A 26,856-nucleotide genomic window follows, 5' to 3' on the forward strand; every position below is an offset into this window, starting at 1 on the left:
ACGATCATGAGTCCGGCCGTTCCCCGGGACCCGGAGACCCTCAAGCGGCTCGTCATCCACGAAGTGGCCCTGCTGCGTGCCGCCGCTGGCCGCTCCGCGGGCGTCCGGCCGCGCCCCGACGCGTCGGCCGGGCCCACCGGGTCCGGCGCCGCGTGCCCCTGCGGCGGCAGCCCCGACCGCAGCCACTCCTGCGCGGACGCGGGCGAGGCCGCGGGGCACGACCCCTGGGCGTGCGTCTGCGCCGCCCTCCCCGCCATCCCGGTCTCGGCGGCGCTGCTGTCGCCGGTCACCGGCGAGGACGGCCGGACCGAGGACTTCGTCATCAGGGCTGGCAACCACATCCGCTCCGCCGAGTGGCTCGACGCCCCCGACCACCAGGTGGGCAGACGGCTGCGCGAGGTCCGCCCCGGTGTCGACGGCACCGGTCTCCTGGACTCCCTCACGGAGGTCCTGCACACCGGCCGCGCCCTGCGCGCGTTCCCCGTCGACTACACCGAGCGCCGACCGGACGGCCTGCACCGCGCCAAGCTGCTCTACGACGCGGCGTCCTGCTCCGGCCAGGTGCTCACGACCTGGCGCCCGGCCCACGACCCGGCGGAACTCATGTCACTGGAGGCCCAGTACATCGCCTCCATGGGCTGGGCCCGCTTCGACCTCCTCTCCGGCGAGACCACCTGGTCCGAGGGGCTCGGCGCCATCTTCCGGGCCCCGCCCGGCCGGCCCATGGGCCTGCTCGGCCTGTGCGACACGGTGCTCCTCGAAGACGTGCCGCGCTGGGGACGGCTGCTGCGTGCCCTGTTCGACGGGGAGGAGCCGCCCGGTTCCGACATCCGGTTCAGCGTCAACGGCGACGTCCGCACCCTCCACGTCATCGGCAGGCCGGTGATCTCCACGGACGGCCTGCCGTGGGCCCTGCACCTGATCGCCCGGGACCTGACGGCGGTTGTCCGCGGCAGGCAGCGGCTCGCCGCCACCCGCCGCCAGACCGAGCGGCTGCGCGAGGAGGCCGCCGCCGAACACCGTGTCGCCTCCGCACTGCGCGAGGCACTGCTGCCGAGGCACTCCTCGGAGATCGCCCGGCTCGGATACGCCGTCGCCGCCGCGTACCTGCCCGTCGAGGCGGACGCCGCCGTCGGCGGCGACTGGTACAAGTGCCGCGCACTGCCCGACGGGCGCATCCTGCTGGCGATCGGCGACGCCTGCGGCCACGGCCTCTCCGCGGTCGCGCGGATGGCGCAGCAGCGGCACGCCCTGGCCGGGCTGGCCCACACCCCCGGCAGCGACGCCGGGCAGCTCACGACCTGGCTCAACGAACTCGTGTGCGCGGACATCTCCGCGGAAACGGCCACGTCGGTCATCGGCCACCTCGACGGGGAACGCCGGCTGGTCTGGGCCTGCGCCGGACACCCGGCACCGCTCCTGCTGCGCGGCGGCGCGGCCACCGCCCTCGGCACCGGGCACCGGGGGCCGCTCCTGGGGCTGCTGCCCGGAGAGGCGTACGAGGTGGACGAGGTGGCGCTGGAACGGGGAGACCTCCTGCTGCTCTACACCGACGGACTGGTCGAGCGGCGCGGCGAGGACCTGGAGGACGGCATCGACGCCCTGCGCGGGCTCCTCGCCGGCTGCGCAGGCCGCGACGCCCGCCAGACCCTCGACGCGGTGGTCGCCGGATGCGCCGACGGCAGCCTGGAGGACGACACCTGTCTCGTCGCGGTCGAAGTCCTCTGAAAAGGGCGACTCCCGCTGTCACCGTTGGCACACGGATCGACGGATGCACGGGTGCACGGGTGCACGGGTGCACGGGTGCACGGGTGCACGGGTGCACGGGTGCACGGGCCACGACGATACCCACGCCCCGCACCCCTCCCCACGGACCCGCCGGCCGGCCGGATCGCCGTGCTCTGGTCGCTTGGGCGAACGCCTCGGGTGAAAGCGGGGTGACGCCTTCAAGATCGGCGGGATTCCCTGACCCCATGACCGCCGACACCGCCCGCCTGCGCATCGAACGGGTGACGGACGAAGCCTCCCTCCGGGACTGGCGCCACGTCCACAACCTGATCATCCCTCCGGACGCCCCGCGCTCTACGCCCACGCCCTCGCGCACGCCCTCGTTCCGGCCCCCGACACGATCGAGACCATCGTCCTGGCCTCGAACGAGGACGGTCTGCGCTTCGCGCTCTCCCGCGGCTACGCGGAGTGCGACCGCTACACCCTGGAGGGCGCCACGGTCCCCTACGTCCACCTGCGCGTCCCGGCCGGGGCTGCGGCGGGCCCGGTGGGCGGATGAGTCCCTCCCCGCCCGGCCGGGCTGCTGCCGGGCGGATTCGTCCTGGCCACCGGGCACCGCCCGCTCGGCTACCGCCGCTTCCCGGCGCCGGACTCGCACTCGGCCCCGCCGGAGGTCCACGTCTCGCCACGCTCCCCGGTCCTCTTCGAGGACAGGCAGGCACCGCAGCGCATCGCGACCCGTCTGACCGGACGGGTCACGATCGCGACCTGAGGGGGGAGCCCGGTCAGTGGTCGTTCGGCGCGAGGAGGTCGGCCAGCAGGTGGCGGACGTACGTGGCGTCGAGTCCCTCGGGGCGGAAGAGGATGCGGTACATCGTGGGGGCGACGACGCGGTCGAGGATCGTTTCGGCGTCGGGTGCGGCTTCGTCGCGGTCGGCCGCGCGACCGAGGATGACCTCGATCTGCTCGGCCGCGTAGGCCGAACACTGGCCGGCGTTGGCGCCGTCCGGGTCGCCGAGCAGGGCGTCGCGGATGTAGGCGCGGCCCGTGGGTGCGGCCATCTCCTCCAGGAACTGCTCGGCCCACGCCTCGAGGTCGGACCTGAGGGTGCCCCTGTCCTCCGGTGCCGTCTCGGGCCGCAGCCGCTCGACCGCCACATCCGACATCAGCTCTTGCAGGTCGCCCCAGCGGCGGTAGATCGTGGACGGCGTGACCCCGGCCCGAGCGGCCACCAGGGGTACCGTGAGGGCTTCGCGGCCCACCTCGGCCTCGAGTTCGCGCACCGCGGCGTGTACCGATGCCTGCACCCTGGCGCTGCGCCCTCCGGGGCGCACCATGGTCTTTCGGCTCATGCAGCCATCTTAAAGCAAATATGATGCTTCAAGCGGTCGTCCGGGCCGTCGCCAGGTGGCGTGCGGGTCGGGTCCGCTCGTAGGCGTGGCCGACGCGCAGGAGCACCTGCTCCCCAAGGGGACGGCCGAGCAGTTGCATGCCGATGGGCAGGCCCGCCGTGTCGAGGCCGACCGGGACCGACAGCGAGGGCACCCCGGTGATGTTGGCGGGGGCGGAGAGGCGTACGTAGGCGTCGGACACCCCCTCGACGGTGCCGTCCGGCCAGGTGATCGTTTCCTCGCGCGCCGTCACCGCGGTGGCCGGGACGGTCGGGGCGGCTATCACGTCGACCTCCCGCAGCATGCGGCCCCAGGCTTGCTGCATGAGGGTGCGCGAGCGCTGGGCGCGCAGGTAGTCCCCGGCCGGCATCAGCTCGCCGGCTTCGAGCAGGATCCGTACGTCGTCCCGGTAGAGCTCGGGGACGGCGCGCAGGGTGCGCTCGTGGTAGGCGGTGGCCTCGGGCACCATCAGGCCCCACTGGGTGGCCCGGACGTAGCGCGTCATCGGGATTTCGACCTCGACGAGCTGCGCTCCGAGGCTCTCGAGTTCGGCCGTGGCGAGGCGGACGGCGGCCTCCACCTCAGGCTGGACGTGGTCGAAGTAGTAGTTGCGCGGCACGCCGATGCGCAGGCCCGTCAGCTCCGTGGCGCCGCCCGGCCGGTAGTGGGGGCGGGGCGCGGCCAGGGAGGCGGGGTCGCGGGGATCGTGGCCGGCCAGAGCGGACAGGACCAGGGCGGCGTCCTCCGCGGTGCGGGTGATCGGGCCTACGTGGTCCAGCGACCAGGACAGGGAGGTCACGCCGTGACGGGGGACGAGGCCGTAGGTCGGCTTGAGGCCGACGACCCCGTTGAGCGCGGAGGGCACCCGGATCGATCCGCCGGTGTCGGTGCCGAGGGCGAAGGTCGCCGCTCCTGCGGCGACGGCGACGGCGGAACCGCCGCTGGAGCCGCCGGCGACCCGGTTCCGGTCCCAGGCGTTGCGGGTCTGCGGGGTGGTCAGACCGTAGGCGAACTCATGGGTGTGCGTCTTGCCGAGCAGGACCGCGCCGGCGGCGGCGAGGCGGGCGGCGACCGTGCCGTCGGCCTCGGCCCGGTGGCCCGTACGGACCCGTGAGCTGGCGGTGGTGGCCGCGCCGGCGACGTCGATGAGGTCCTTCAGCCCCATGGGGACGCCGTGCAACGGGCCTCGCAGACGGCCGGCCGCGATGTCCCGTTCGGCCTCGCGCGCCGCCCGGCGGGCTTCGTCGGCGCCGACGGAGACGTATGCCTGAAGGTGCGGCTCCACCTGTTCGAGGCGGTCGAGAACGGAGTCCACCAGCTCGACGGGGGACAGCTCTCGCGCACGGATCGCTTCGGCGGCTGCGGCGATGGACAGTTCATACGGCCGCATCGTTCTTCTCCTCTTCGGCGCGGTAGGCGGCGGCGGGCAGGGTGTCCCCGAAGTCCAGTTCCCGCAGGACGGAGACGACGGACTGGATGTGGTGGGCGGTGGCGGCGACCGCGGCGAGCCGGTCGGCCGCCAGCGGGAGCCCGGCACGGTCGGCCCAGCGGGCCGCCTCCGAGGGCGTGAGTTCGACAGCAGCGGACATGAGCGTTCTCTCCTGATCGGACGGGAACGGACGGGAGCGATGGGTGGTCCCGGGCGCCCGGCCCAGGACCACCGCCACATCAAAAGCTAAAGGTTTGCTTTAAGCGACGGTAGGCCCTAGGATCACTTAAAGCAAACTGATTGCGTTTGGAGGGAGGGGGTCCAGGTCCGACGCCACGTCAGATCCGGCATTCATCGCCACCCGCCGCCCGCATCCCGCAAGGGCCGCCACGGGCGCCGCCGCCCAGCACTCGGGCCTGCGGGCCGCCCTCCCCGCCTACGCCGCGACACCGCCCTGCCCGCTGTCCCGACAGCGGCGCTCACAGCGCCCGGAGGTAGGGCACCCGCCTCCCAGACGACCGCCACCCCCGCCGAGCACTGAAGACCCAGAGGAACTACGGAACATGAACGCTTCACCGACCGACCGGACCACGGCCCTCCCCTCCTGGACCGTGGGTGCCGTCACCGTCCACCGCATCGACGAGATCCCCCTGCCGCCGGCGACCGGACCGTGGCTGCTTCCGGACGCCACCCCGGAGGTGGTCAGGCACCAGGACTGGCTGCACCCGGACTTCGCCGACCACGAGGGCATCCTGCACATCGACAGCCACAGCTTCGCCTTCACCGTCGGTGGGCTGCGCGTCCTCGTCGACACCGGCATCGGCAACGGCAAACAGCGGGCCAACCCGGCCTGGCACGACCTGCGGACCGACTTCCTCGACCACCTCACCACCGCCGGATTCCACCCGGACTCCGTCGATCTGGTGATCCTCACCCACCTGCACGCCGACCACGTCGGATGGAACACGCACGAGGTCGACGGCGCGTGGGTCCCCACCTTCCCCAACGCGCGCTACCTCACCTCCCGCGCCGAGCACGAGTTCTGGGCCACGTACGACATGGAGCCGGCCCGCAGGCAGATGTTCCGAGACTCCGTGGTCCCGGTCGAGGAGGCGGAACTCCTCGACCTCGTCGACGTCCCGGTCGAGGGAGTCGAGATCGCTCCGGGGCTGCGTCTGCTGCCCACGCCCGGTCACACCCCGGGCCACGTCGCGGTCGAGCTGACCAGCCAGGGTGAAACGGCCCTGATCACCGGCGACTGCGTCCACCACCCGGTCCAGTTCGCCCACCCCGCCATCGGCGCCTGTGTCGACATCGATCCGGCGCAGTCCGAGGCCACGCGCCGCAGGCTGCTCGACTCCCTCGCGGGCACCGGCACCCTGGTCCTCGGCACGCACTTCGCGCCGCCGACCGCCGGCCGGGTGGTCACCCACGAGAACGCCTACCGGCTCGCACCCGTCCCTGCCACCGCGCACACCGTCCCGCACTGACCACATGCCCCATCCCTCCCGCCCCCGGCCTGGGAGCGCTCGCCGGGACCTGCGGGCAAGCACCGCATACATGTGCGCGGGCGACGGAGGGACCCGCTAGTCCGAAGTGACCGAAGGACACCAGCGGACCGTCGAGGACCGAGCCGCCCGGCAACCGCTCCCCCGCGAGCGCGATCCCGCGATGGCCCTCGATCTTCTGCTCGCAGGCCACCCCGGCCCGCACCCCGGCCGGGCCCGGCTTCCCGAGCCGGCCTGACCGGCCGGAGACGGACCGGCCGCCTCGTCCGTCCGCGGCCAAGGCGGTGACCCCGGCGGGCGCTCGGACCACTGGTGGGCTTCGGCTGGGGAAGTCGGTGGAGCGGCAGTCTCCTCACTGGTACGGTGCGCCGATGCCAGCGATCAAGCAGTTCCAAGTCACCTTCGACTGTGCAGAACCTGAGCGTCTCGCTCGATTCTGGTGCGAGGTGCTGGGTTACGTCATACCGGCGCCGCCCGAGGGGTTCGCCACTTGGGACGACTTCAAGCGCTCACAGCCCCCTGAGCAGCGGGATGCCTGGTTCGCCTGTAGCGACCCTTCAGGGGTGGGCCCGCGGCTGTACTTCCAACGCGTCCCCGAAGGGAAGGCCGCCAAGAACCGTCTGCACCTCGATGTGCGGGTCGGTACCGGACTCGTGGGGGAAGAACGCCTCGCCGCACTTGAAGCCGAATGTGCGCGACTGGTCCCGCTGGGCGCGGTACACGTGCAGACGCTGTATGACGGTATCGACGCGTGCATCCCCATGCAGGACATCGAGGGCAACGAGTTCTGTCTCGACTGATCCACCCACCATCTCTTGCGGCTCCCAGCCGGTGAAGGGCTCGATCATCGGGGACAGGCGGCGCCTCTTGGGGTGTGATCAGGAAGGTCTGTCGATCGGCTTGGAGGTGTCATTCCCTTGCAGATGAAGTTGAGTGCGATAACACTCGATTGCCCTGATCCGCCGGCTCTGGCAGCGTTCTATCAGCAGGCCACCGGTCTTGAACCCCACCCGAAGTCGGACGCCGACTTTGCCGCTGTCCACCGTGAGGACGGACTCCTCATCGGCTTCCAACGGGTCGACGACTACCGGGCGCCGAGCTGGCCTGATCAGGACGTTCCTCAGCAGCTTCACCTCTGCTTCGACGTCGTGGACTTGGACGAGGCGGAGGCCCGGCTGCTGGAGCTGGGCGCGGGTAAGGCAGATCACCAGCCGCACGAGGACAGGTGGCGGGTCCTCACCGATCCAGCCGGTCATCCCTTCTGCATCGTCAGGGGCTGACTCGGCCCTGCTCCCGCACCCGACACGGCTGGGGAGGTTCATCGGCTGCGCGCCTGCGGCCGGTGCGCGACCGGTTCCGGACGGGGCTTCTCGTGCCGTGCGGGCCGGGCCCGGGCACAGTCGGCTGAAGCGGAGCGGGGTTCACGCCCTCACTCCTCGGGGCCGGTGAGCTTGGCGGCCTTCCGGTGCCTGAAACGCCAAGCCGTCCCGTAAAGATCCGTGAGGGCCGCGGGGCTCGCCTCCGACGCGTACGGGCGCGTGGCTGGACGTCTGCGCGCGTGGGACCTGGTGCACACTGCTGACATGGCCGAGGACGAGGCGCAGCTCAGCCCTCCTGAGTCGCTGTTGCAGTTGATCGACAATCTCGCGCGGTTCCATCGCGAGCATGAGGAGTACTACTCGCAGGCTCCGTTGCGGCAGGCCGGCGAGCTGCAGGCGCGGTCTCGGGCGCTGAAGACGCTGGCCGACCGGTGGAGCGTGGTGGTCGTGGGTGAGCAGACGTCGGCGGCCGCGTTCGCCGGCACGGAGGACCTTAATGCCCCCGGGCTTGCCGCGGCGTCGGGGATCCTCTTCATGGAAGGGGAGGGCGAGCCGGTCGAACTGCAGCGGCTGAAACGTGAGGTCGGGCTCCTGGCGGATGACGTCGAGCAGACGGGTGCCTGGCTGGCCGGTGCGATGGAGCAAGCGTGGGAGATCGCGGGGGGCCTGGCTGCCTATCCCGCGCTGGTCGACCTGCTCGGGGAGCGGCACCGGATCATCGCCAACGACTGGCAGTCGGCGGGCCTCCAGACCCTGGTCGCGCGGCTGTTGCGGCGCGCTCTTGACCTGCTGGCCTGCGTCGACTTCGCTCCGGCGGCGCTGCGGGTCGATCTGGGGGGCGAGCGGACGGCCCCCGCCTACCTGTATTCGGCTTCCGAGCTGCTGGACCGGGCAGCTGATCTGATGACGGAGTCGGCAACGCTGGTGCACGGCAACGAGCGGCGCTGGCGCATCTTCCGTGCCCGAGTTCGCGAGCTGCAGTCCATGTAGGCGTTCCCGCCGTGCGGGATGATCTCCGCACGGCAGCAGTGATCACGGCGTCCGAGTCGTCCTGGATGGCTCCGTGCACCGGGCTCGGCCTTCGGCAGTTCGGCAAGCTGGTGAGGGTGCTGCGACGCGAGGGTGCGGACGCGATTCACCATGGCCGGCGGTGGAGTCTCCGCTGGAGGACCGGGCCCTGCTGGTCGCGGCGTACTGGCGCACGAACCTTACGATGCGGCAGCTCGCCCTGCTGTTCGGGGTGTCCAAGCCGGCGGTGGACCGCATCATCGACCACCTCGGGCCGATGTTCGCGCGACGGCGGCTATCCGGGAACCGGACTCGTCGTCCCGCACCGCCGCGAGCGCGGCCAGACCGAACTCGCGGACTGGAAAGAAGACCACAACAGTCCCACAAGCAGGTCCGCGCCCGCGTCGAGCACGTCTTCGCCCACATGAAGACCTCGAAGACCCTCCGGGACTGCCGCCTCACAGGCGACGGCGTCCACCACGTCATGCTCGGCATCGCCCGGATGCACAATCTCGCCCTCGCCGGATATCTACGGACTTCACCACGATCAACCATGCAGAGACGACTCGGAGATCATTTACGGGACAGCCCTCAGCAGGCGTTGTCGACCCACCAGGACGAGGCAGCCGCCCGTCCAGTGCGAGCCGATGATGCAGTCGTGTCCGACCTGCCAGCTGTAGGCGATGCCGCCGTCGGCATGGGCAGTGGTGGCGCCGGTCATACCGACGCCGATGGCGACCGCGAGTGAAGCGGTTGCTCCTGCGAGGCGCTTCCCGGGCTTCTTGAGCATGGTGCCCTCCTCCGTGAAGGCAGGGGACCCGCACGGGTGAGCCGGGCCCCCGCATCCGATCGCGCCCGCACCCACTCAGGGGCAGGAACGCGTCGCAAGAGCATGTACGCGCCAAGAATCGGAGGCCTGGTCACCGGACACAAGCCGCATGGACGGGGCGCCCGCAAAGGGGGGCAGGGCAGGAATCGGGCACACCATCCCCGAACACCGTGACCAGCGGGCCCACCGATCCCGCCGCGGCAGCAACGGAGGCTGACCATCCGCCTTCGACAAACAGCTCTACAAGGCCCGGCTTCGTCCTCACCGGCGGCAACACCGCCGAGTGCACCCGCTGCGAGGAAGTCATGGACAGGGCGCCGACCGCCTGTTCCGGCTCGTGCCCCCGGCCGGCTTCGGGGACGCCGGCCCCGCCAGGGACCACTACCTGGACTTCACCCGGGCCGCAGCCCGTGAAGCCGCGAACCGGCGCGTGCGGATGGTGCACGTCACCTCGCCGGGGCGCGGGTACGACGGCGAGGCCGGACTTTTGTCGGCCGCGCTCGACCCGGACGAGCTGATCGGGAGCACCGCCGTGCAGTACCCGGTTCTGGCGCTCCCGTTCTTGCGAGGAGTCCGATTCGGCCATCTCGCTCCTGCCACTGTCCAACCCATCCCTCCTGTTGGAGACTGCCACTATCCAATCGACGAGATGCTTCTCCCAGGGGGACTCGTGAGGCGAGCCGTCTTGCACACACCCAGATACGTCAGCGCCGTCTGCGCCGCCGCCGTGGCGACGGTCTTGGCCACCGCCACGTCCGCGGCGGCGGAGACCGGACCCGAGCAGGACGACTTCTTTCCCGCCATGGTCCATTCCATCCTCCACCTGGACATCGATCCGCCGGGTGCCAACGACTGGAACTGCCGTCCCGGCGCCGCCCACCCGCGGCCGGTCGTCCTGGTCCACGGGACCTACGAGAACCGCTACAACAACTGGGCCCGGATGTCCCCCGAGTTGAAGGCCCAGGGCTACTGCGTCTACGCCCTCGACTTCGGTGACACCGACGACGCCGGGGTGGCCCTCGCCCCCACCGTCAAGGGTTACGGAGACATCAGGAAGTCCTCGAAGGAGCTGGCCGCCTTCGTGGACAAGGTGCTCGCTGCCAGCGGCTCCGGGCAGGTGGACCTGGTCGGCCACTCCCAGGGCGGAACCCTGAGCCGCTGGTATCTCAAGGCCGACGGAGGCGCCAACCCGACCGACCCGTCGAAGAACAAGGTCAGGAAGGTCGTCCAACTCGGCGCGACGAACCACGGCACCACCATGAGCGGCATCGAGACGCTCGCCGACAAGCTCCACATGCTGGGGCTCGGGGAGAAGACCCTCGGGGTGGCAGGCGTCCAGCAGTACGAGAAATCCGACTTCATCAAGGAGCTCAACGCCGACGGCGACACCGTTCCCGGGGTCGACTACACCGTGATCGCCACGAAGTACGACGAGATCACCACCCCCTGGCAGAGCACGTTCATGACAGCGGGACCCGGAGCAACGGTGCAGAACATCCCCTTGCAGGAGGGCTGCTTCGCCGACCTCTCCGCCCATCTGAGCATGTCGTACAGCCCCCGTGCGATCGGACTGGTCGAACGGGCCCTGGACCCCTCAGCCCCAGCAGCTCCCTGCGTACCGCGGCTGCCCGCCTTCTGATTCCGGCCCGAAGGCATGTCCCCCCTGGCGCCCCGCCACTGACCGGACAGCGCGATACAGCGGAGGACCCCCGTACGGCTGCTCGCCCTCGTAGACGACGGCGTCCCAGCTCGCCGAGGAGGGCGAGTCGCGCCGTCTGGGCCCGGGAGCGACTGGGCGTCCTCCACTGGCTCCGCACAACTGACCACCAGCCTTACTGCGGCACCCTCAGGACCGCGCGGCCCGGAACGCCAGGTACCGGCTGAAGGCTTCGTGGCTGTCGGGAGTGAAACGCCACTCCTGCAGGGCTGACCGCAGCTCCGGCTCGGTCAGCCAGCCGTGCCAGGCGACCTCGTCGGGATCGGGGACCACGGCATCCGGCACCACGGCTTCGTGCACGCCGAGCCAGTGAGGGCTCAGGCCGCTGCGGTTGACGAACGTGAACAGCAGGCGCGGCAGCGCACGAATGCCCAGCTCTTCGGCCAGCTCCCTCGCGGCGGCCTGTTCATAGGACTCGCCGACGTGTGCGGCGCCACCGACCTCGACCTCATGGAGCCCGGGGAAGCGCGATGCCTGCTCCGACCGCCGGTGGACGAGGATCCGTCCACGCTCATCACGGCACACCGTCACCGCGACTCGGTGCAGCCAACCCTCCCGGATGGCCTGCCGGCGGCTGACCACCGTCCCCAGCACACGATCGCGATCGTCGACACGCTCCACCAGTTCATCCATTCCCCTGAGGTCCTTCCACTTGGACTGGCAAACGCCCGAGATGCCGGCCTCGGCGGCGACATGGGCGATCGGTCGGGTGCTGCGGCAGCCTTCGACGATCCTTCGACGTCCCTCGATGGTCGAGGCGGCGTTCGTGTGCGTCACCGGAGCACCTCGCTGCTGCGACCGGCTGCGATCATCCCGCGCAAGGGGAACGCGGCGAGTAGCGCGACCAGGACGAGGAGCGCGCTCGCCCAGAGCGGCCCGAGGTCCCCGGCTGCCGTGCCGAGGGCCGCCGCGGCGATGAGGGGTCCGACGGCGGCGCCGACGTTGAGCGCGGCGGTCGCGTAGGAGCCGGCCATGGTGGGCGCTGCCGCAGCCTCGTAGAGGACCCGCGTGATCAGCGTGCTGCCCAGCGCGAACGACAGCGCGCCCTGGACGAACACGAGGGCGAGCAGTGCAGCCGGCCTGTCGGCCAGGACGGCCAGGGCCGGCCAGCCCATGAGCAGCAGCGGACCGGCGACCGCAACGACCGGGCCGGGGTGCCGGTCGGACAACCGGCCGGCGACGGTGACCCCGGCGAAGGAACCGGCGCCGAAGAGCACCAGCGCGACGGAGATCCACAGCTCGCCCAGTCCGGCAGTGCCCGTCACGACCGGGGCGAGGAAGGTGAAGCCGGCGAAGGTCGCCGCGTTCACCGTGGCGGCCAGCAGCATGATCAGGAGCAGCCGCGGCCTTTTGAGCTGCGCGAGTTCCGATCGCAAGGCCGGCCCGTCGGCAGCGGCCGGCTGCTCACGTCGCGCTGGGATCCCTTTGACGATGCCGATGGCTGCGGGCAGGCAGAGTGCGGCGACGGCCCAGAAGGTGGCCCGCCAGCCGAGCAGCGTGCCGAGCACCGATCCCCCCGGGACGCCGGCGACCGTGGCCGCCGTGGTGCCCGACAGCAGTACGGCGAGCGCGCGCCCCTTCTTGTCGGGTGAGACCAGCGTGGTGGCGGTCGTCAGTGCTACGGCGAGGAACCCCGCGTAGGCGAGTGCTGCGGCCACGCGCGTCACCACCAGGACCGGGAAGTGCGAGGTGGCAGCGCCCACGACGTGGGCTGCCAGGAAGACGAGGACGAACCCGAGGAGGCTGGACCGTCCGGGCCGGTTGCGGGCGAGCCCGGCCATGAGCGGGGCACCGACGATCATTCCGATCGCGAACGCCGAGGTGAGCATGCCTGCTGTCCCAACCGTCACGTCGAGGTCCGAGGCGATGTCCGGCAGGAGGCCGGCGAGCATGAATTCCGAGGTGCCCATGGCGAAGACCGCCACGGCGAGCAGATACAGCGGGAGAGGCATCGAGTGGCTCCGGGGTGAGGAGAAGCACGAGAAGGTCATCTCGTCACCGCGGTCAGCCCCCAGGGGCGCACTCGTCCGGCCGCAGCGGGCGGCGGGACGGCAGGGCTACGAACTCAGTGGTGCAGGGGGCTGACGGCGTGACCGAAAGCCCCCACCGTGTCTGACTCAGGACTCGACATGGCCCGCACGGTACCCGACCGGTGCCCGTCGAGGCACGTGGGTTTCAGAGGGTGATATGCGAGTTGATGTTCGCTTCATGCCCACGGGTTGACCGAGATCGGCAGGTCGGGTGTTCGTGTCGGGGGTCCGGGGCCAGGCCGAGCGAGCCAGCCTGCCGATCCGGACGGTGCCCGGGCAGTGAGCCTGTCGAAGTGTTGTGACACGATCCCCGTTGTGGATGACCGTGCGCATGACGTGGACTGGTCCGGCTTGTTCCATGCCCGGGGACGCGCCAGCGATACCCCAGGGCATGTGGCGGCTCTCCTCGGCGACGATGCAGAGGCTCTCGTCGACGGGTACACGCACCTGTGGTCGGCAACGCTTCGCCGCGAGGGCAAGGCCTGGCCTGCGACGGCGCCCACCGCGATGCTTGTCGTCGAACTCCTGGACAATCCGCTGCTGGGGCCCGACGATCCCTCGCTGCCCGATGCCATGCTCGCCTATCTGTACGAGGTGGGCGTCGCCGCCGACCTCGGGGACCGGGCAGGGGAGATTCGTGCCCGGGTCCAGGACCGCGTGTCGGAGCTGCGTGGCTGGACTGCCGAGTACGTGTCGGCCGATGCGGACGGCAGGGCCCAGATGTGGCAGGACGGCAAGGCGCCGGGTGACCTTGTCCTCGACCAGGCGGCGCTTGCCTGCTTCGACCTGGTTCCCGTGCTCCTGCGGCGGACGCTGCCGTACCTCGCGTCGGAACGCGTCCGGCGCCGGACATGCGCCGCCGCGGCTGTCGGGTCACTGGCGCGGCATCCCGCAGCCGCCGCTCAGCGTCCGGAGCTGCTGAAGCAGTTGCTGACGATGGCCCGAGCCTCCGAGTCCTCGCACGATCTGGCGACGATCTTGATTGCCATTGGCAGCCTCGGCGGGGACACGCGACCCTGGCTCAGTGATCCGCATGGAGGCGTTCGGGTCTGCGCGGCCCTGGCGCCCGACCTTGCCGGCGACGACACGGCGGAGCAGGTGCTCGTGGAGTTGGCGCGGTCGCCGAAAGCGTTCGGCAAGTCCTTCGGCGACATGGCTCCACCCCTGCAGCTCCAGTCCAAGTGGTTCCAGGACCTACTCAAAGAGCGGTGCACGAGCTGATGCACCACCCGCGCACGCAGTGGGGCATCGGCCTCGGCGAAGACCGCCATGATGTGCTGGTAGTCCGGATGGTCCGGCAGTCCTGCGGCCGGCCGCTCTTGAACCCCTGGTCCACCAGAGCCTTCGTCACGGTGCCGCCGCCTCCTGCTGCGACCTTGGCGAGCAGAGCGGTGCGGAAGGCGTTGTCGTGGACGGAGGCGGCGAGCACGACCACGGCGATCACCAGGCCCAGCACGTCCACGGCGAGTCCGAGGTGATCACCGGCTCGATCAGCGCCCAGCGTTCGTCGGATAAGTCGCTCTTGTAGGGCTTGCGGTCACTCACGCAGTCACCTCAGCACGCCGCCAGCCCCGCGAACTGCCGGAGGCGGCAAGGCCACACGTTCAGGCGACGACAGAACGGATTTAATCTCTCATTCCGCCCTCCCACAGCAGTCGGTGTGTCATCGACGCCAAGGCCAGCGGCGGCCAGGCGTCCGGCCGGGAGGCGAGGAGCAGGCCGGCCCAGATGGTCTTGCCGGTGTGGGGTGGGGTGGTGTCCCAGTGGTGGGCGGGGAGGTCGATGAGGAAGACGCCGCGGCCGCCGATCGACTGCGGGCGGTGACGGCTGCGGCGGGGTGGGGTGGGGGGTGGGTGCGGTGGACCCCATGGTGTTTCCCCGGTCGGGCGTCGCGGGCGGGCAGGTCGTGCTGAGCCTGCGCGGCCCGCGCCCGCGCGCACTCGGGCGGCCGGCTGCTGGGGGGATGCCGGCGTAGTTCTGGTTCCGGATCCGCCCGGGGCAGCCCGGCCGGGCACGTGTGACGGAGCGCCGCCCGGCCCGGACGGGCAACTTCGATGCTCGGAACCGGCCCGACGGACCCGAGCGCAGCCGCACACCGGCCGGGCGGCGGATCGAGGTCTGCAGTTGCCGGACCTCACGTCCCGCGCTGCTGCGTGCGCCCACAACACCGCCGCCGGCTCCACCGTCGGCCTCCATGGGCCACCACGACCACGGCAGAGCCGCGGCCGGATCGTCGCCCCTGGCCACGAGCGGCCTCAGTCGGGGCGCTCAAGCCCTGCGCGCGGGACCGCCGCAGGGGCCGGTCAAGGCAGCCGAAATCCCGTGGAGCCCACCTGCGTGGCGTGGAATGCTCTTCGGCGACTGCTGAATGAAGAGAAGGCTGACAACGTGTACGTACCGTCATCTGCGCGAGCCCTCGATGATGACGAGCGTGAGCTCGTGGAGCTGGCACGCCGCACCATAGACGCGCATACCGACGCAGGGCCCGGCGAAGACGGGATCCACACGATGGGCGCCGCGGTCATGGCCGCGGACTACCGGATGTTCGCCGGCGTGAACCTCTACCACTTCACCGGCGGCCCCTGCGCCGAACTCGTGGCTCTGGGAGCCGCACGAGCCCAGGGCGCCCGCCAGATGCGCTGCATCGTCGCCGTGGGAAACCACGGGCGCGGGGTCATCGGCCCGTGCGGGCGTGACCGGCAGGTCTTCGCGGACTACTACCCCGCCATGCGCGTCATCGTGCCCACGCCCGCGGGGCCCAGGTCCGTTCTCGCCGCCGACCTGATGCCGCTGACTCAGCGATGGACTCCCGAAGGCATGAACGGTCTCGACCCGTCGCTCTACCAGGACCCCGAGACGGCCGGTCCCCCCATCATCCGGTTCAACCCCCGCTACCTCGAAGCCGTCCGCTCCGGCGCCAAGACCAGGACCACCCGCTTCCGGGACCCGGCCCGGCTCGGGCCGGCACGGCTGGTGTTCGCGAGCGACCCCGAAGTCGTCCTGCCGGCAGAGGTGACCGGCATCAGGCACTGCCTGGTCGGCGACCTCACCGACCAGGACGCCCAGGCCGAGGGGCTGACGACCGCAGCCCAACTCCGGGAAGGCCTCAAGGGCCACTACCCGGGTCTGGCGGGAACCGACGAGGTCGACGTCATCACCTTCCGGATCAACGACAGGACGGGCGCCGCTTGAACCGCTGCGGGCGGCTACGCCGTCCGCTTCGCGTCGATCCCGGCGATGAGGCCCTCGACGAGGGTCTTGATCTCGTCGCGGATGGGGCGGACGGCCTCGACGCCCTGGCCGGCCGGGTCCTCGAGCTGCCAGTCGAGGTAGGTCTTGCCGGGGAAGTACGGGCAGGCGTCGCCGCAGCCCATGGTGATGATGTAGTCGGATGCCTGGGCGGCCTCGGGGGTGAGGACCTTGGGCTTCTGGTCGGAGATGTCGATTCCCAGCTCGGCCATCGCGGCGACGGCGGAGGGGTTGATCCGGTCGCCGGGCACGGAGCCGGCGGAGCGGACCTCGACGCGGTCGCCGGCGAGGTGGCGCAGGAATCCGGCGGCCATCTGCGAGCGGCCGGCGTTGTGGATGCAGACGAACAGCACGGAGGCGAGCGGTGCGGGCATCGGTTCTTCCTCGTGGCAGGAGCGGCAGGGGTGAAGCCGCGCGTGCGGTGCCGGGCGGCCGCGGAGAGCCTCGCCCGGCGTCCGCCCTCGACGGCTCCGAATGAATCAGCCTTGGCTGATATCAGCGTAGGATGATGTGAGAGTATCAGTCCATGATGACGTCAGCCGACACTGATCTGATCCGGGTGCTGGCAGACCCCCTCCGGCTCCGGATCGTCACCCTCCTCGCCCGCGAGACCCTGTGCACCACCCACCTCGTGGAAGAGACCGGAGCCAAGCAGACCAACCTCTCCAACCACCTGCGAGTGCTGCGCGAGGCCGGGCTGGTGGACACCGAGCCCTGCGGGCGGTTCACCTACTACCGCCTGCGCCCCGACGCCATCGAGCAGCTCGCCGGCCAGTTCGCCGCCCTCGCACAGAGCGCGCGCCTGACCGCCGAGGCGAACTTCAAGCGTTCCTGCCCCTGACCCCCTGCGTCCTTGCCGCACCTGCCGAGGAGATCCAGCCCGTGACCGCCACCGAGCCCGCCACGAGCGACGCCACAGCCCCCGACGCGTCGTCTCGGCCCGCGCCCGGCGCCACCCCGCCCCGTACCCCGCTGATCGCCCGGGCCGCGGCCGAGCTCGTCGGCTCTGCCGCCCTCGTCGCGATCGTGGTCGGCTCGGGCATCCAGGCCACGGAGCTCACCGACGACATCGCGCTGCAGCTGCTGGCGAACTCGACCGCCACCGTCTTCGGCCTCGGCGTCCTGATCGCCCTCCTCGGCCCCGTCTCCGGCGCCCACTTCAACCCGGCCGTCAGCCTCGCGGAGTGGTGGACCGCCCGCCGCGGCGGCGCCGGCGTGAGTGGGCGGGAGCTCGCCGTCTACGTCCCGTCCCAAACCGCCGGCGCGATCGCCGGTGCGATCCTGGCGGACGCGATGTTCGGGGAGCCGCTGGTGAAGTGGTCCACGCACGACCGCTCCGCGGGCAACCTCCTGCTCGGCGAGGTCGTCGCGACCGCCGGGCTGATCCTGCTGGTCTTCGGACTGGCGAAGTCGGACCGGCTGCGGTTCGCGCCCGTCGCCGTCGCCTCGTACATCGGCGCCGCCTACTGGTTCACCTCCTCCACGTCCTTCGCCAACCCGGCGGTGACGATCGGCCGCGCGTTCACCGATACCTTCGCGGGCATCGCCCCGGGCTCGGTGCCGGCGTTCATCGGCATGCAGCTGGTCGGCGCCGCCGTGGGTCTGGCCCTGGTGGCGCTCATCTTCATGCGTGGCAGGACCGGCGCCGGGGTGCCTTCGGCATGACGCGGCGCACGGACGTGGTGGTGGTCGGCGGCGGGCAGTCCGGGCTCGCCGCCGGCTACCACCTGCGCCGTCTGGGCATCGATCACGTCATCCTCGACGCCCGGACGGCACCCGGCGGGGCCTGGCAGCACACGTGGGACTCCCTGCGCCTGTTCTCCCCTGCGGAGCACTCCTCCCTGCCCGGGCGCCGCATGCCCGTCCAGCCCGGCCAGACCTACCCCGACGCGCAGCATGTCGTCGACTACCTCACCGACTACGAGAAGCGGTACGAACTGCCCGTGCAGCGCGGGGCACGGGTCTCCGCGGTCCACCGGGACGGCGCCTTCCTGCGGGTCGAGACGGACGGCGGCGACTGGCAGGCCCGCGCGGTCGTGAGCGCCACCGGAACCTGGAACCGCCCTTTCCTCCCGGCGGTTCCCGGCCGCCGCGAGTACACCGGCCGCCGGCTCCACACCGTCCAGTACCAGGCTCCCGCCGAGTTCTCCGGACAGCGGGTGGTCGTGGTGGGAGGCGGGAACTCGGGCGCGCAGATCGCCGCCGACCTCGCCCACGCCGGAATCGACCTGGTCTGGGTCACCCAGCGCCCGCCCCGCTACCTCGCCGACGACATCGACGGCCGCGCCCTGTTCGACGTGGCGACCGCCCGCCGCCGCGCCCTGGACGCCGGACGCGCCGACACCGGCGGTGTCGCCTCCCTCGGCGACATCGTCGCCGTCCCGCCCGTACGCACCGCCCGCGACGCCGGACTCCTGAACCCGAAGCCGATGTTCAGCAGACTCACCCCCACCGGTGTCGCATGGGCCGACGGCACGACGGCCGAGGCGGACGCGGTGATCTGGTGCACCGGGTTCCGTCCCGCACTCGCCCCCTTCTCCGCCCTGCGCCTGCGCGGCACCCGCGGGCACATCGCCACCGTCGGGACCCGTGCCGTGGACGAGCCGCGCCTGCACCTGCTCGGCTACGGCGACTGGACCGGCCCGGCTTCGGCCACGCTCATCGGCGTGGGCCGCCCCGCCCGCGACGCCGCCCGCGAAATCTCCGCCCTCCTCAGCCCCTGACCTGCCGCAGGGCGGGCGCGGGTGCCAGCCCTGCGGCCGGTCGACGGTACGGCCTCACCGGCATCGGGCATGCCCGTCCGTTCGGCTCGGCGCCCCCAGCCGGGGTGCCGTGCCGTGGGAGAAGACCCTGCCCTCGCGGGTGGGGGCCGTGCTCTAGTCGATCTGTGGGCTGCGGCGTTCCAGCATGACGACGTCGCGCCACACCCCGAGGTGGCGGCCGATGCGCTCACGGGTGCCGATCACCCGGAAGCCGGCCCGCGCGTGGACCGCGAGGCTCGCGGCGTTCTCGGGGAAGATCCCTGACTGGATCGTCCAGATCCCCGCCGCCTCGGTCGACTCCACCAGCGCCTTCAACAGCGCGGAGGCGACACCGCGACCACGGGCGTCGGGGTGGACGTAGACGGAGTGCTCGACGACTCCCGCGTACGCGCACCGGTCGGAGACGCGGGTGGCCGCGATCCAGCCCAGCAGCTTCCCGTCGGTGTCGACGGCGGCGAAGCGGTGCTCGGGCAGCTTCGCGGCGTCGAACTCCTCCCAGGTGGGGGCGGTGGTCTCGAACGTGGCGTTGCCCTCGTCGATCCCGGCCTGGTAGATCGCCAGGGCCTCGGACGCGTGTGCGCCGGTCAGCGGGACCAGCACAGGGGCGGAGCTCACGCGCCCGCCGCCTTGGTCAGCAGCTGCCCCATCGCCGCGAGCACGGCCGGCTCGACCCGGTAGTAGACCCAGGTGCCGCGCCGCTCGGAGGAGAGCAGGCCGGCGTCCTTCAGCTTCTTCAGGTGGTGGGAGACCGTCGGCTGGGAGACGCCGACGTCGGAGATGTCGCAGACACAGGCCTCGCCGCCCTCGTGGGAGGCGATGGCGGAGAACAGGCGCAGGCGCACCGGGTCACCGAGCGCCTTGAACATGACGGCGGTCCGCTCGGCCTCCTCGGCCGTCAGGGCGCGCTCCGTCAAGGGCGGGCAGCACGCCGCCACGGCCTCCGGTTCCAGCAGCGGCAACACCTTCGTAGTCATGCCGCCATCATCCGATGAAATTCGACGCATGTCTATGTTGACGAACGTCGATTCAAGGTCCAGCCTTGAAGGGCCAGGACATCGACAGATATCGAATCAATGGGGGAGCACACCGTGAACGCATCCACCGAAGCCCTGCCCGTCGTCGTGATCGGCGCCGGCCCGATCGGACTCGCCGCAGCCGCCCGCCTCATCGAGCGGGACCTCGAGCCCCTGGTCCTGGAGGCCGGACCGGCCGCCGCGACCGCCGTACGCGACTGGTCGCACGTACGCCTCTTCTCCACCTGGTCCGAGGTCACCGACCCCGCCGCCGAAAAGCTCCTCGCCCCCACCGGCTGGGTGAAGCCGGACGGTTCCGCCTACCCCTCCGGCGGCGACTGGGCGGAGCTCTACCTCCAGCCCCTGGCCGACGTCCTCGGCGACCGCGTCCGCTACAACGCCACCGTCACCGGGGTCTCGCGCACCGGCCGCGACCGCACGGTCGACGCCGACCGCGAGGCCCAGCCCTTCGTCGTCCACTACGAGAACCCCGACGGCCGCGAGCAGCGGGTCCCGGCCCTCGCGGTCATCGACGCCTCCGGCACATGGTCCACCCCCAGCCCCGCCGGCGGCAGCGGACTGGCCGCCCTCGGCGAGAAGGCCGCCGCGGACCGCCTCACCTACCGGGTACCCGATCTGAAGGACCCCGTCGTCCGTGCCCGGTACGCGGGCAGGCGCACCGCGGTCATCGGCTCCGGCGCCTCCGCCTTCACCGCCCTCGCCCACCTCGCCGACCTCGCCAGGTCCGAGGACGGTTCGGGCACGCACGCGGTGTGGGTCCTGCGCCGCGGGATCTCCGGCTCGACCTTCGGCGGCGGCGAGTCCGACCAGCTGCCCGCCCGTGGCGCCCTCGGCCTGACGGCGAAGGCCGCGGTCGACGGCGGGTACGCGGACGCGGTCACCGGCTTCCGTACCGACACCATGGAGAGGTCCGCCGACGGCCGTGTGATCCTCGTCGGGGAGGACGGCCGCCGCCTGGACCCGGTCGACGAGGTCATCGTCCTCACCGGCTTCCGCCCCGACCTGTCCTTCCTCGGCGAACTCCGTCTCGGCCTGGACGAGCGCCTGCAGGCGCCGGCCGCGCTGGCGCCGCTGATCGACCCGAACCAGCACTCCTGCGGCACCGTGTACCCGCACGGCGTGAACGAGCTCTCCCACCCGGAGAAGGGCGCCTACCTCGTCGGCATGAAGTCCTACGGGCGCGCCCCGACCTTCCTGGCGATGACCGGCTACGAGCAGGTCCGCTCCATCGCCGCCCACCTCGCCGGCGACCACGAGGCCGCCGAGCGCGTCGAACTCACCCTTCCCGAGACCGGCGTGTGCGGCGGGGCGGGCCTCTTCGACGAGCCCGCAGCCACGGAGGACACCGGCGGCGGCTGCTGCGCGGCCCCGGCCACCCTCACCATCGGCGCCGCTCCCGCTTCCTCCGGCGGCTGCTGAGGGGAGCGGCCCTCACAGCGGCGTGGCCGTCGTGAAGCTCGGCGTACGGGCCTCCCCCAGCGAAGTGCGGGCTCCGGGCCGTCTGCCTCCCCGGGCTTTCGTTCGTGTGCGCGAGGGCGCTGATGGTCCGGTACGCGGCCACAGGCTTCCGGGCGTCAGCGCGGCGATGTCGGATCCGGTCGAGGATCGGCGTCCGGGGTAGCTCGTGGGGTGGGAGCCGCATCAGCGGCGGCACCTTTGAGGGGCAGCGTGAGGACCCAGCGGACCGAGAGGATTCCCGCGGCCGCCCACAGGGCGGCGCGGGGGCCGGCCGTCTGCGCGATCAGGCCGGCGAGGGCGGCACCGACGGCAAGGGCGCTGGCGAGCAGGAAGCGGAAGGTGGCGTTCATGCGGCCGAGGAGCTCCGGTGGGGTGGCCCGTTGACGGAAGGAGACGCGCAGCACGTTGTCCAGGCCGGTCTTGGCGAGGGTGATCGCCCAGGCTGCGCCTGCGATCCGGAGGTCGTCCAGGCCGATGGCGAGGGCGAACGGTGCGAGGAACGGGCCCGGCAGCCACAGGGAGCGGACCGTGCCGAGGGAGCGGCGCAGGCGCGGAGCGGCCAGCGAGCCCGCGAGCGTGCCGAGGCCGCCGGCGGCGAGGAACAGGCCGGCCGTACCGGGGCTGTCGGCGAGGGTGATCAGCAGGGACACGACGGCCAGTTGGATTCCGAGGTTCGTGAGCGCGCCTTCGAGCGCGATCGGTCGCAGCCGGGGATGGCGGAACACGAACCGCAGGCCCTCGCCGACGTCCCGCAACAGCGACGCCCGTTCGGGCTTGCGGAGGATGGGTTCGGGGCCGCCGACGCGTGCGGTCAGCAGGGCCGAGGCCAGGTAGCTGGTCACGTCGAGCAGGAGGGCCTGCGGTGCTCCGGCCGCCTGGACGATCAGGCCTCCGAGGCCGCGGCCCGAGACGTCGGCGACGGAGTTGAGGCTGACGAGGGCCGTGTTCGCCGCGAGCAGCCGGTCCCGGCCGACGACGTGGGGCACGTAGCTGAGGTGGGCCACGTCGAAGAGGACCGTGGCGACGCCCATCAGCCCGACCACCGCGTACAGGTGGGCGAGGGTCAGCGCCCCGCAGGCCCAGGCCAGCGGGACCGAGGCGAGCAGGACCGCACGGATCAGATCGGCGCCGATCATGACGGGGCGTTTGCGGAGCCGGTCGATCCAGGCGCCTGCGGGCAGGCCGACGAGGAGGAAGGAGAGGGTGGTGAGCATGGCCAGCAGACCGACGTGCGCCGGGTCGGCGTGCAGGGCGGACTGGGCCAGGAACGGCAGCGCGAGCGCGCTGACCTGGGTCCCGAACTTGCTCGTGGCGTCTGCGGCGAAGATCCGGCGGAAGTCCCGGTCGGTGGAGAGGAGCATGCCCCGGACTCTCGCGCCGGCCCCGTGCCCGCCGTGAACGATTTAGCCTTGGCTGAATGGAGCTGAGACTGGAGTACTCCGCTGCGGACCTCGCGCACACGCGGTTCGCCCTCTCTCCCCTGTGGGAGGCGATCGCGAGCCTGCGGGTGCTCTCCTTCCCGGCCGAGCACCCGCGGCACCATCCCTGGGTACGGGCCGTACGCCCCCGGCTCACCGGACTGGACCTGCGCCCGCTGACCGAACTGATCACGCCGCAGCTCATCGCCGCGTTCGTCTGCCCGCCCCCGGTGAGTCACGCGCCCGACCTGGAACTGGAACTGGCGGCCCTGCGCGCCCAGCCCCACGACCGCGTCCAGGCCGGTCTGGACGCCTTCGGCCTGCAGTATCCCGACCCTGCCGCCCGCCTCGACGAACTGGCCGGGCTCGTCCTCACCTACTGGGAAACGGCCATCGCCCCCTACTGGCCCCGCATCCGGGCCCTGCTCGACGGAGACGTCCTGCACCGGGCCCGGCTCATGGCCACCGCCGGTGCCCGCGGCCTCTTCGAAGACCTGGATCCCGGCATCACCTGGCAGAACGACACCCTGCACGTCCGCCGACGCCGCCAACGCACCGCGGACGCACACCTGGAGGGGCAGGGGATGCTGCTCATACCGTCGGTGTTCGCGCATCCGCGCGTGTTCTCGCTGACCGCCCCCGGATGGCAGCCCCTCCTGCGCTACCCCGTCCGAGGCATCGCGACCCTGTGGGAAAGCAGGGAGCCGGCGCCGCCCGACGCGGCGCTGGCGAAGGTGCTCGGCCGCTCCCGCGCCCTCCTGCTGTCCCTGCTCGACCAGCCGGCGACGACCACCGCACTGGCCGCCCGCACCGGCCTCACCTCCGGCGCGGTCTCCCAGCACCTCACCGCGATGCGCGACGCCGGACTCCTCACCGCGCACCGCCTGGGCAAGGAAGTCCTCTACGCCCGTACCGCGCCGGCCCACGCCCTGATCGACCGGACCTGATCGGCCGGGATGCAGCCGACCGTCCCTCCCGGCCCCGGGAGCCCGTACCGCTGCGACAAGGGCGCCGGTTTCCCCCACCTGCCCGTGCCCGCACGAAGTCGCCGCTCCGGCCACGCGTCCGCACCCGCTGCGCAGCGTGAACGGGGACGGCCCTCCGTCATGGCCGGCACCCGTCCAGTGCCACGACCGCGTCCGTGCACACGGTCCCGGCCGCCGTCGTGGCGTGCCCCGACGGGCGCGGAGACGCGGCAGCGCCCACCAGGCCGCCCGCAGGCGCACCTGGACACACCCGGATGGGCGGCCGTCGAGGCTGCCGGCGGTGTCGCGTACGTGTCGGGGGCAGGCGCGGCACAGAGTGAACGAGCGGCGCGGGCTGCATCGAAGCGACACGTGAGTGAGGTGGTCGTATGTCCTCGGGCCTCGACGCGGCGGACGTGCTGGTCGTCGGTGCCGGAGTCTCCGGGTTGGCGTGCGCCCGGGACCTGCTGGCGGCCGGCGTGCGCGTGCGGGTGCTGGAGGCCGGCGACGCGGTCGGGGGACGGATGCGTTCGGACCGGGTCGCGGGCTTCGTCGTGGACCGCGGGTTCCAGGTGTTCAACTCCGCCTACCCCCAGGTCCGGCGCAGGTTCGACCTGAAGGGACTCCGGCTTCGGCCCTTCACGCCGGGGTTCATCGTGCACACTCCGACCGGCAGGCTCGGCTTCGTCGATCCCGTCCGCCGTCCGCGCACGCTGCCCGAGTTGCTCTCGGGTCGCCTCGCCGGCCGCCGCGACCTGGCCGCCCTCGCCCTGCTGTCCGCTCGTGACGTGCTGCTGCCTCCGGCGCGGCTCAAACGGCGGCCGGACACCACCGTCCGCACCGCGTTCGCCGACGCCGGGATCTCCGAAGCGTTCGTCGAGAGCTTCTTCCGCCCCTTCGTGGCGGGGGTCTTCCTGGAGGACGAACTGGAGACTTCCGCCCGGGTGTTCCACATGGTGTGGCGGAGCATGCTGCGCGGAACCATCTGCCTGCCGGCCGAGGGCATCGGGGCGGTGCCACGGGCCCTCGCCGCCGGCCTGCCGGCGGGTGCCGTGCTGCTCGAGACCCCGGTGGCCGGGCTCACGGCCGACGGTGTGCTGACCGCCGAGGGACGGGAGATCCCGGCGCTCGCCGTCGTGGTCGCCACCGGCCCCGGGGCCGTCCCGACCCTGCTCCCCGAGGTGGTCCTGCCTCCCTACCGCAGGGTGACGACCTACTACCACACCGCTCCGCGGTCCCCCCTCGGCGAGCCGACCCTGCTCGTGGACACCCGCCGCCGCTTCCTCAACACCTGTGTCCTGAGCGACGTCGTGCCCGGCTACGCCCCACCCGGCCACGCCCTCGTCGCCACCTCGGTCACCGGCCGGGACGGGCCGGGCCGTGAGCACGAGCTCCGATCGGCACTCGCGGAGGCGTACGGCACGGGCACGGACGGCTGGGACCTCCTCACCGTCCGCACCATCGAGGACGCGCTGCCCGCCATGGCTCCGCCGCAGCCGCTGACCCGCACCACGCGGGTGGCGCCGGGCCGTTACGTGTGCGGTGACCACCGCGCCACCGGTTCCACCCAGGGTGCGCTGGCCTCCGGTGCACGAGCCGCCCGCGAGGTGCTGCACGACCTGCGGCGCGACGGCATGGCGTGAACGTGGCCCGTACGGGCTTGCAGCACGTCTGACGGTGCGGCCGACCGAGCAGGGCAGGGGTCCCCCGTTCCGCCGCCCCGGCGGCGTGGCTGCTCGCCCCGACGCGGATGCCGGGGGTGTCATGGGTGCGGGCCAGTGGGCGCCCGTGCGCGTCGGAACGAGCGGGCGGGACCGGCGGGGAACGCCGCCGCCCGCCCGGTCGAGACGAACGTCCGGTGTCGACGCCGAGGGAGCCATGGTGAAACGTCCCGCGCGCCGTTCCCTGCTCACGGCCGGAGTCGGCGGATCGGTCGCGGCCGTCGTCTCCGCGGCCTTCCTGCTGCGGGGCGGCCCCGGGGCACCGGGCCCGCCGGCCTCCCCCGCGACACCGGGTCCGTCCGCCTCCGGAGCCGGCTCGCTCCGCACGGACCTGACCGTGCGCAGCAGGCTGCTCGGGCGGGACGTTCCGTACAGCCTCTACCTGCCCGCCCGGGCGGGCTCCACACCCCGGGAGGGCGGGCCGGACGCCGGGATCCCGGTCCTCTTCCTCCTGCACGGCACGAGCGGAAGCCATACCGACTGGGCCGTCAAGGGCGGCATCGTGCCGACCCTGGAGCGGGCCGTCGCGGCGGGCCGGATCCCGGCGTGCGCCCTCGCGATGCCCGACGCCCGGCGCGACCCCGGCCGGCCGGGCGGCGGCCAGGACGAGACGTTCTACATCAACGACATGGACGCCGCCGGATCCGGCGGCGGCACCCTGCGCTACGAGGACATGTTCATCCAGGAGTTCGTCCCAGCCGTCGAAAAGGCCCACGGACTGGGCGGCCGGCTGGAGAGGAGGGCCATCGCCGGGCTCTCCATGGGCGGCTACGGCGCACTGATGTACGCCCTGCGCTACCCGGGCCTGTTCGGCGCCGCCGCCGGACTGAGCACGGCGCACTTCACCGACGAGGGTTACCGCGCGATCCCGATGAAGGAGTGGAACCGCTTCTTCGGCCATGCCTTCGGCCGTGGCCTGGAGGGGCCGGCCCGCCTGACGGACCGCTTCCGGGAGTACGACCTGGCCGACATCATCCGCCGCACCGCCCCCGACCGCATCCGCAGCGCCCGCTACCACCTCGGCTGCGGGACCGAGGACGCCAACCACCTGCCGGGGACCGAGGACCTGAGCACCGCCTTCGCGGCCCGCGGGGCGGACACCGAGACGGTCGTGCGACCGGGCGGCCACAACTGGCCCTACTGGAGCGTCGCGGCGGAACGCATGCTGGACTTCTTCGGCCGCCGACTCGGCTGACCCGCACGGGCCGCCGTGCCGGCCGCGCCCGGACGTCCTCGACCGGCCGGGTCGAGGACGTCGTGGACGGCCGCACGGGTCGACGGGCCTCGGGG

At 72.1% G+C, this 26,856-nt stretch carries 25 protein-coding genes and 3 pseudogenes; 16 read left to right on the top strand and 12 right to left on the bottom strand.

What is annotated here, in order from left to right; genetic code table 11:
* Window positions 1–6 precede the first annotated feature (6 nt).
* Window positions 7–1,728 (top strand): PP2C family protein-serine/threonine phosphatase, encoded by a 1,722-nt coding sequence (locus AB0469_RS14880; protein WP_366451776.1) that lies wholly within the window; start codon window positions 7–9, stop codon window positions 1,726–1,728.
* A gap of 785 nt (window positions 1,729–2,513) precedes the next feature.
* On the opposite strand, the gene AB0469_RS14885 is transcribed toward AB0469_RS14880, so the two are convergent.
* From AB0469_RS14885 to AB0469_RS14895, 3 genes are read right to left on the bottom strand one after another with little or no spacing between them, the layout of a single operon-like run.
* Window positions 2,514–3,080, bottom strand: coding sequence for a TetR/AcrR family transcriptional regulator (locus AB0469_RS14885; RefSeq protein WP_366451777.1), 567 nt, complete (start codon window positions 3,078–3,080; stop codon window positions 2,514–2,516).
* Between the two features lie 28 nt (window positions 3,081–3,108).
* Window positions 3,109–4,509 (bottom strand): amidase family protein, encoded by a 1,401-nt coding sequence (locus tag AB0469_RS14890; protein WP_366451778.1) that lies wholly within the window; start codon window positions 4,507–4,509, stop codon window positions 3,109–3,111.
* Complete coding sequence (locus AB0469_RS14895; RefSeq protein WP_366451780.1) at window positions 4,496–4,708, bottom strand: hypothetical protein; 213 nt, start codon at window positions 4,706–4,708, stop codon at window positions 4,496–4,498. Before AB0469_RS14895 ends, AB0469_RS14890 begins: the two co-directional genes overlap by 14 nt.
* 403 nt (window positions 4,709–5,111) lie before the next feature.
* Between AB0469_RS14895 and AB0469_RS14900 the strand changes: the two genes are divergently transcribed.
* The 5 genes and pseudogenes from AB0469_RS14900 to AB0469_RS14920 form a co-directional block, all read left to right on the top strand.
* Entirely contained in the window at window positions 5,112–6,038 is a 927-nt protein-coding gene (locus tag AB0469_RS14900; protein ID WP_366451781.1) for an MBL fold metallo-hydrolase, read from the top strand.
* Window positions 6,039–6,427: 389 nt separating this feature from the next.
* Window positions 6,428–6,856, top strand: coding sequence for a VOC family protein (locus AB0469_RS14905; protein WP_366451782.1), 429 nt, complete (start codon window positions 6,428–6,430; stop codon window positions 6,854–6,856).
* Between the two features lie 111 nt (window positions 6,857–6,967).
* On the top strand, window positions 6,968–7,336 hold the full coding sequence (locus AB0469_RS14910) for a VOC family protein (protein WP_366451895.1): 369 nt from the start codon (window positions 6,968–6,970) through the stop codon (window positions 7,334–7,336).
* A gap of 303 nt (window positions 7,337–7,639) precedes the next feature.
* On the top strand, window positions 7,640–8,365 hold the full coding sequence (locus AB0469_RS14915) for a hypothetical protein (protein ID WP_366451783.1): 726 nt from the start codon (window positions 7,640–7,642) through the stop codon (window positions 8,363–8,365).
* 65 nt (window positions 8,366–8,430) lie between these two features.
* Window positions 8,431–8,909: pseudogene (locus AB0469_RS14920) on the top strand (transposase family protein); the annotation flags it as partial.
* A 51-nt stretch (window positions 8,910–8,960) separates the two neighbouring features.
* Here AB0469_RS14920 and AB0469_RS14925 read toward each other — a convergent pair.
* A complete protein-coding gene (locus AB0469_RS14925) occupies window positions 8,961–9,173 on the bottom strand; it encodes a hypothetical protein (RefSeq protein ID WP_366451903.1) in 213 nt (70 codons plus the stop codon).
* 724 nt (window positions 9,174–9,897) lie between these two features.
* Here AB0469_RS14925 and AB0469_RS14930 point away from each other — a divergent pair.
* Entirely contained in the window at window positions 9,898–10,851 is a 954-nt protein-coding gene (locus tag AB0469_RS14930; RefSeq protein ID WP_366451784.1) for an alpha/beta fold hydrolase, read from the top strand.
* Window positions 10,852–11,058: 207 nt separating this feature from the next.
* Here AB0469_RS14930 and AB0469_RS14935 read toward each other — a convergent pair whose 3' ends face one another.
* From AB0469_RS14935 to AB0469_RS14945, 3 genes and pseudogenes are all read right to left on the bottom strand, one after another.
* Complete coding sequence (locus AB0469_RS14935) at window positions 11,059–11,562, bottom strand: NUDIX domain-containing protein (RefSeq protein ID WP_366451896.1); 504 nt, start codon at window positions 11,560–11,562, stop codon at window positions 11,059–11,061.
* Window positions 11,563–11,577: 15 nt separating this feature from the next.
* Window positions 11,578–11,706, bottom strand: a pseudogene (locus tag AB0469_RS14940) (IS481 family transposase); the annotation flags it as partial.
* A complete protein-coding gene (locus AB0469_RS14945) occupies window positions 11,703–12,881 on the bottom strand; it encodes a Cmx/CmrA family chloramphenicol efflux MFS transporter (protein ID WP_366451786.1) in 1,179 nt (392 codons plus the stop codon). The gene AB0469_RS14945 and the pseudogene AB0469_RS14940, both read right to left, overlap by 4 nt.
* 357 nt (window positions 12,882–13,238) lie before the next feature.
* Between AB0469_RS14945 and AB0469_RS14950 the strand changes: the two genes are divergently transcribed.
* On the top strand, window positions 13,239–14,180 hold the full coding sequence (locus tag AB0469_RS14950; protein WP_366451787.1) for a hypothetical protein: 942 nt from the start codon (window positions 13,239–13,241) through the stop codon (window positions 14,178–14,180).
* A 97-nt stretch (window positions 14,181–14,277) separates the two neighbouring features.
* On the opposite strand, the pseudogene AB0469_RS14955 reads toward AB0469_RS14950, so the two are convergent.
* Window positions 14,278–14,430: pseudogene (locus tag AB0469_RS14955) on the bottom strand (IS5/IS1182 family transposase); the annotation flags it as partial.
* Between the two features lie 968 nt (window positions 14,431–15,398).
* On the opposite strand from AB0469_RS14955, the gene AB0469_RS14960 reads away from it, so the two are divergent.
* On the top strand, window positions 15,399–16,151 hold the full coding sequence (locus tag AB0469_RS14960; protein WP_366451788.1) for an ASCH domain-containing protein: 753 nt from the start codon (window positions 15,399–15,401) through the stop codon (window positions 16,149–16,151).
* A 14-nt stretch (window positions 16,152–16,165) separates the two neighbouring features.
* Here AB0469_RS14960 and AB0469_RS14965 read toward each other — a convergent pair whose 3' ends face one another.
* A complete protein-coding gene (locus AB0469_RS14965) occupies window positions 16,166–16,582 on the bottom strand; it encodes an arsenate reductase ArsC (protein WP_366451789.1) in 417 nt (138 codons plus the stop codon).
* A gap of 152 nt (window positions 16,583–16,734) precedes the next feature.
* Here AB0469_RS14965 and AB0469_RS14970 point away from each other — a divergent pair, with 152 nt between their 5' ends.
* From AB0469_RS14970 to AB0469_RS14980, 3 genes are read left to right on the top strand one after another with little or no spacing between them, the layout of a single operon-like run.
* Window positions 16,735–17,049, top strand: coding sequence for a metalloregulator ArsR/SmtB family transcription factor (locus AB0469_RS14970; RefSeq protein WP_366451790.1), 315 nt, complete (start codon window positions 16,735–16,737; stop codon window positions 17,047–17,049).
* Between the two features lie 41 nt (window positions 17,050–17,090).
* On the top strand, window positions 17,091–17,873 hold the full coding sequence (locus tag AB0469_RS14975; RefSeq protein ID WP_366451791.1) for an aquaporin: 783 nt from the start codon (window positions 17,091–17,093) through the stop codon (window positions 17,871–17,873).
* Entirely contained in the window at window positions 17,870–18,931 is a 1,062-nt protein-coding gene (locus AB0469_RS14980) for an ArsO family NAD(P)H-dependent flavin-containing monooxygenase (RefSeq protein ID WP_366451792.1), read from the top strand. The genes AB0469_RS14975 and AB0469_RS14980 overlap by 4 nt, the downstream gene beginning before the upstream one ends.
* Before the next feature lie 153 nt (window positions 18,932–19,084).
* Here AB0469_RS14980 and AB0469_RS14985 read toward each other — a convergent pair whose 3' ends face one another.
* Together AB0469_RS14985 and AB0469_RS14990 are read right to left on the bottom strand one after the other, a co-directional pair.
* Complete coding sequence (locus AB0469_RS14985; protein ID WP_366451793.1) at window positions 19,085–19,585, bottom strand: N-acetyltransferase family protein; 501 nt, start codon at window positions 19,583–19,585, stop codon at window positions 19,085–19,087.
* On the bottom strand, window positions 19,582–19,944 hold the full coding sequence (locus AB0469_RS14990) for a metalloregulator ArsR/SmtB family transcription factor (RefSeq protein ID WP_366451794.1): 363 nt from the start codon (window positions 19,942–19,944) through the stop codon (window positions 19,582–19,584). Before AB0469_RS14990 ends, AB0469_RS14985 begins: the two co-directional genes overlap by 4 nt.
* Window positions 19,945–20,058: 114 nt before the next feature.
* On the opposite strand from AB0469_RS14990, the gene AB0469_RS14995 reads away from it, so the two are divergent.
* The gene (locus tag AB0469_RS14995) at window positions 20,059–21,423 is read left to right on the top strand and encodes an NAD(P)-binding domain-containing protein (RefSeq protein ID WP_366451795.1); all 1,365 of its coding nucleotides are present in this window, start codon (window positions 20,059–20,061) and stop codon (window positions 21,421–21,423) included.
* A 155-nt stretch (window positions 21,424–21,578) separates the two neighbouring features.
* On the opposite strand, the gene AB0469_RS15000 is transcribed toward AB0469_RS14995, so the two are convergent.
* Window positions 21,579–22,823, bottom strand: coding sequence for an MFS transporter (locus AB0469_RS15000; protein ID WP_366451796.1), 1,245 nt, complete (start codon window positions 22,821–22,823; stop codon window positions 21,579–21,581).
* A gap of 56 nt (window positions 22,824–22,879) precedes the next feature.
* Here AB0469_RS15000 and AB0469_RS15005 point away from each other — a divergent pair, with 56 nt between their 5' ends.
* The 3 genes from AB0469_RS15005 (at window position 22,880) to AB0469_RS15015 (ending at window position 26,761) form a co-directional block, all read left to right on the top strand.
* Window positions 22,880–23,827, top strand: a complete 948-nt coding sequence (locus AB0469_RS15005; protein ID WP_366451797.1) for a DUF5937 family protein — start codon at window positions 22,880–22,882, stop codon at window positions 23,825–23,827.
* Window positions 23,828–24,234: 407 nt separating this feature from the next.
* Window positions 24,235–25,488, top strand: a complete 1,254-nt coding sequence (locus AB0469_RS15010) for an NAD(P)/FAD-dependent oxidoreductase (RefSeq protein ID WP_366451798.1) — start codon at window positions 24,235–24,237, stop codon at window positions 25,486–25,488.
* Between the two features lie 235 nt (window positions 25,489–25,723).
* Window positions 25,724–26,761 carry an alpha/beta hydrolase-fold protein gene (locus tag AB0469_RS15015; protein ID WP_366451799.1) on the top strand — a complete coding sequence of 346 codons (1,038 nt, stop codon included), beginning with the start codon at window positions 25,724–25,726 and terminating at the stop codon, window positions 26,759–26,761.
* The last annotated feature ends 95 nt before the right edge of the window (window positions 26,762–26,856 follow it).

It is taken from the genome of Streptomyces sp. NPDC093801 (genome assembly GCF_040701585.1).
Lineage (GTDB): Bacteria > Actinomycetota > Actinomycetes > Streptomycetales > Streptomycetaceae > Streptomyces.

What these genes read in the sequence shown, in the direction of transcription:
- AB0469_RS14880 (WP_366451776.1), top strand. Translation starts at nt 7, where the DNA reads ATGAGTCCGGCCGTTCCCCGGGACCCGGAGACCCTCAAGCGGCTCGTC.
- AB0469_RS14885 (WP_366451777.1), bottom strand. Translation starts at nt 3,080, where the DNA reads ATGAGCCGAAAGACCATGGTGCGCCCCGGAGGGCGCAGCGCCAGGGTG.
- AB0469_RS14890 (WP_366451778.1), bottom strand. Translation starts at nt 4,509, where the DNA reads ATGCGGCCGTATGAACTGTCCATCGCCGCAGCCGCCGAAGCGATCCGT.
- AB0469_RS14895 (WP_366451780.1), bottom strand. Translation starts at nt 4,708, where the DNA reads ATGTCCGCTGCTGTCGAACTCACGCCCTCGGAGGCGGCCCGCTGGGCC.
- AB0469_RS14900 (WP_366451781.1), top strand. Translation starts at nt 5,112, where the DNA reads ATGAACGCTTCACCGACCGACCGGACCACGGCCCTCCCCTCCTGGACC.
- AB0469_RS14905 (WP_366451782.1), top strand. Translation starts at nt 6,428, where the DNA reads ATGCCAGCGATCAAGCAGTTCCAAGTCACCTTCGACTGTGCAGAACCT.
- AB0469_RS14915 (WP_366451783.1), top strand. Translation starts at nt 7,640, where the DNA reads ATGGCCGAGGACGAGGCGCAGCTCAGCCCTCCTGAGTCGCTGTTGCAG.
- AB0469_RS14925 (WP_366451903.1), bottom strand. Translation starts at nt 9,173, where the DNA reads ATGCTCAAGAAGCCCGGGAAGCGCCTCGCAGGAGCAACCGCTTCACTC.
- AB0469_RS14935 (WP_366451896.1), bottom strand. Translation starts at nt 11,562, where the DNA reads ATGGATGAACTGGTGGAGCGTGTCGACGATCGCGATCGTGTGCTGGGG.
- AB0469_RS14945 (WP_366451786.1), bottom strand. Translation starts at nt 12,881, where the DNA reads ATGCCTCTCCCGCTGTATCTGCTCGCCGTGGCGGTCTTCGCCATGGGC.
- AB0469_RS14965 (WP_366451789.1), bottom strand. Translation starts at nt 16,582, where the DNA reads ATGCCCGCACCGCTCGCCTCCGTGCTGTTCGTCTGCATCCACAACGCC.
- AB0469_RS14970 (WP_366451790.1), top strand. Translation starts at nt 16,735, where the DNA reads ATGATGACGTCAGCCGACACTGATCTGATCCGGGTGCTGGCAGACCCC.
- AB0469_RS14980 (WP_366451792.1), top strand. Translation starts at nt 17,870, where the DNA reads ATGACGCGGCGCACGGACGTGGTGGTGGTCGGCGGCGGGCAGTCCGGG.
- AB0469_RS14990 (WP_366451794.1), bottom strand. Translation starts at nt 19,944, where the DNA reads ATGACTACGAAGGTGTTGCCGCTGCTGGAACCGGAGGCCGTGGCGGCG.
- AB0469_RS15000 (WP_366451796.1), bottom strand. Translation starts at nt 22,823, where the DNA reads ATGCTCCTCTCCACCGACCGGGACTTCCGCCGGATCTTCGCCGCAGAC.
- AB0469_RS15005 (WP_366451797.1), top strand. Translation starts at nt 22,880, where the DNA reads ATGGAGCTGAGACTGGAGTACTCCGCTGCGGACCTCGCGCACACGCGG.
- AB0469_RS15010 (WP_366451798.1), top strand. Translation starts at nt 24,235, where the DNA reads ATGTCCTCGGGCCTCGACGCGGCGGACGTGCTGGTCGTCGGTGCCGGA.
- AB0469_RS15015 (WP_366451799.1), top strand. Translation starts at nt 25,724, where the DNA reads ATGGTGAAACGTCCCGCGCGCCGTTCCCTGCTCACGGCCGGAGTCGGC.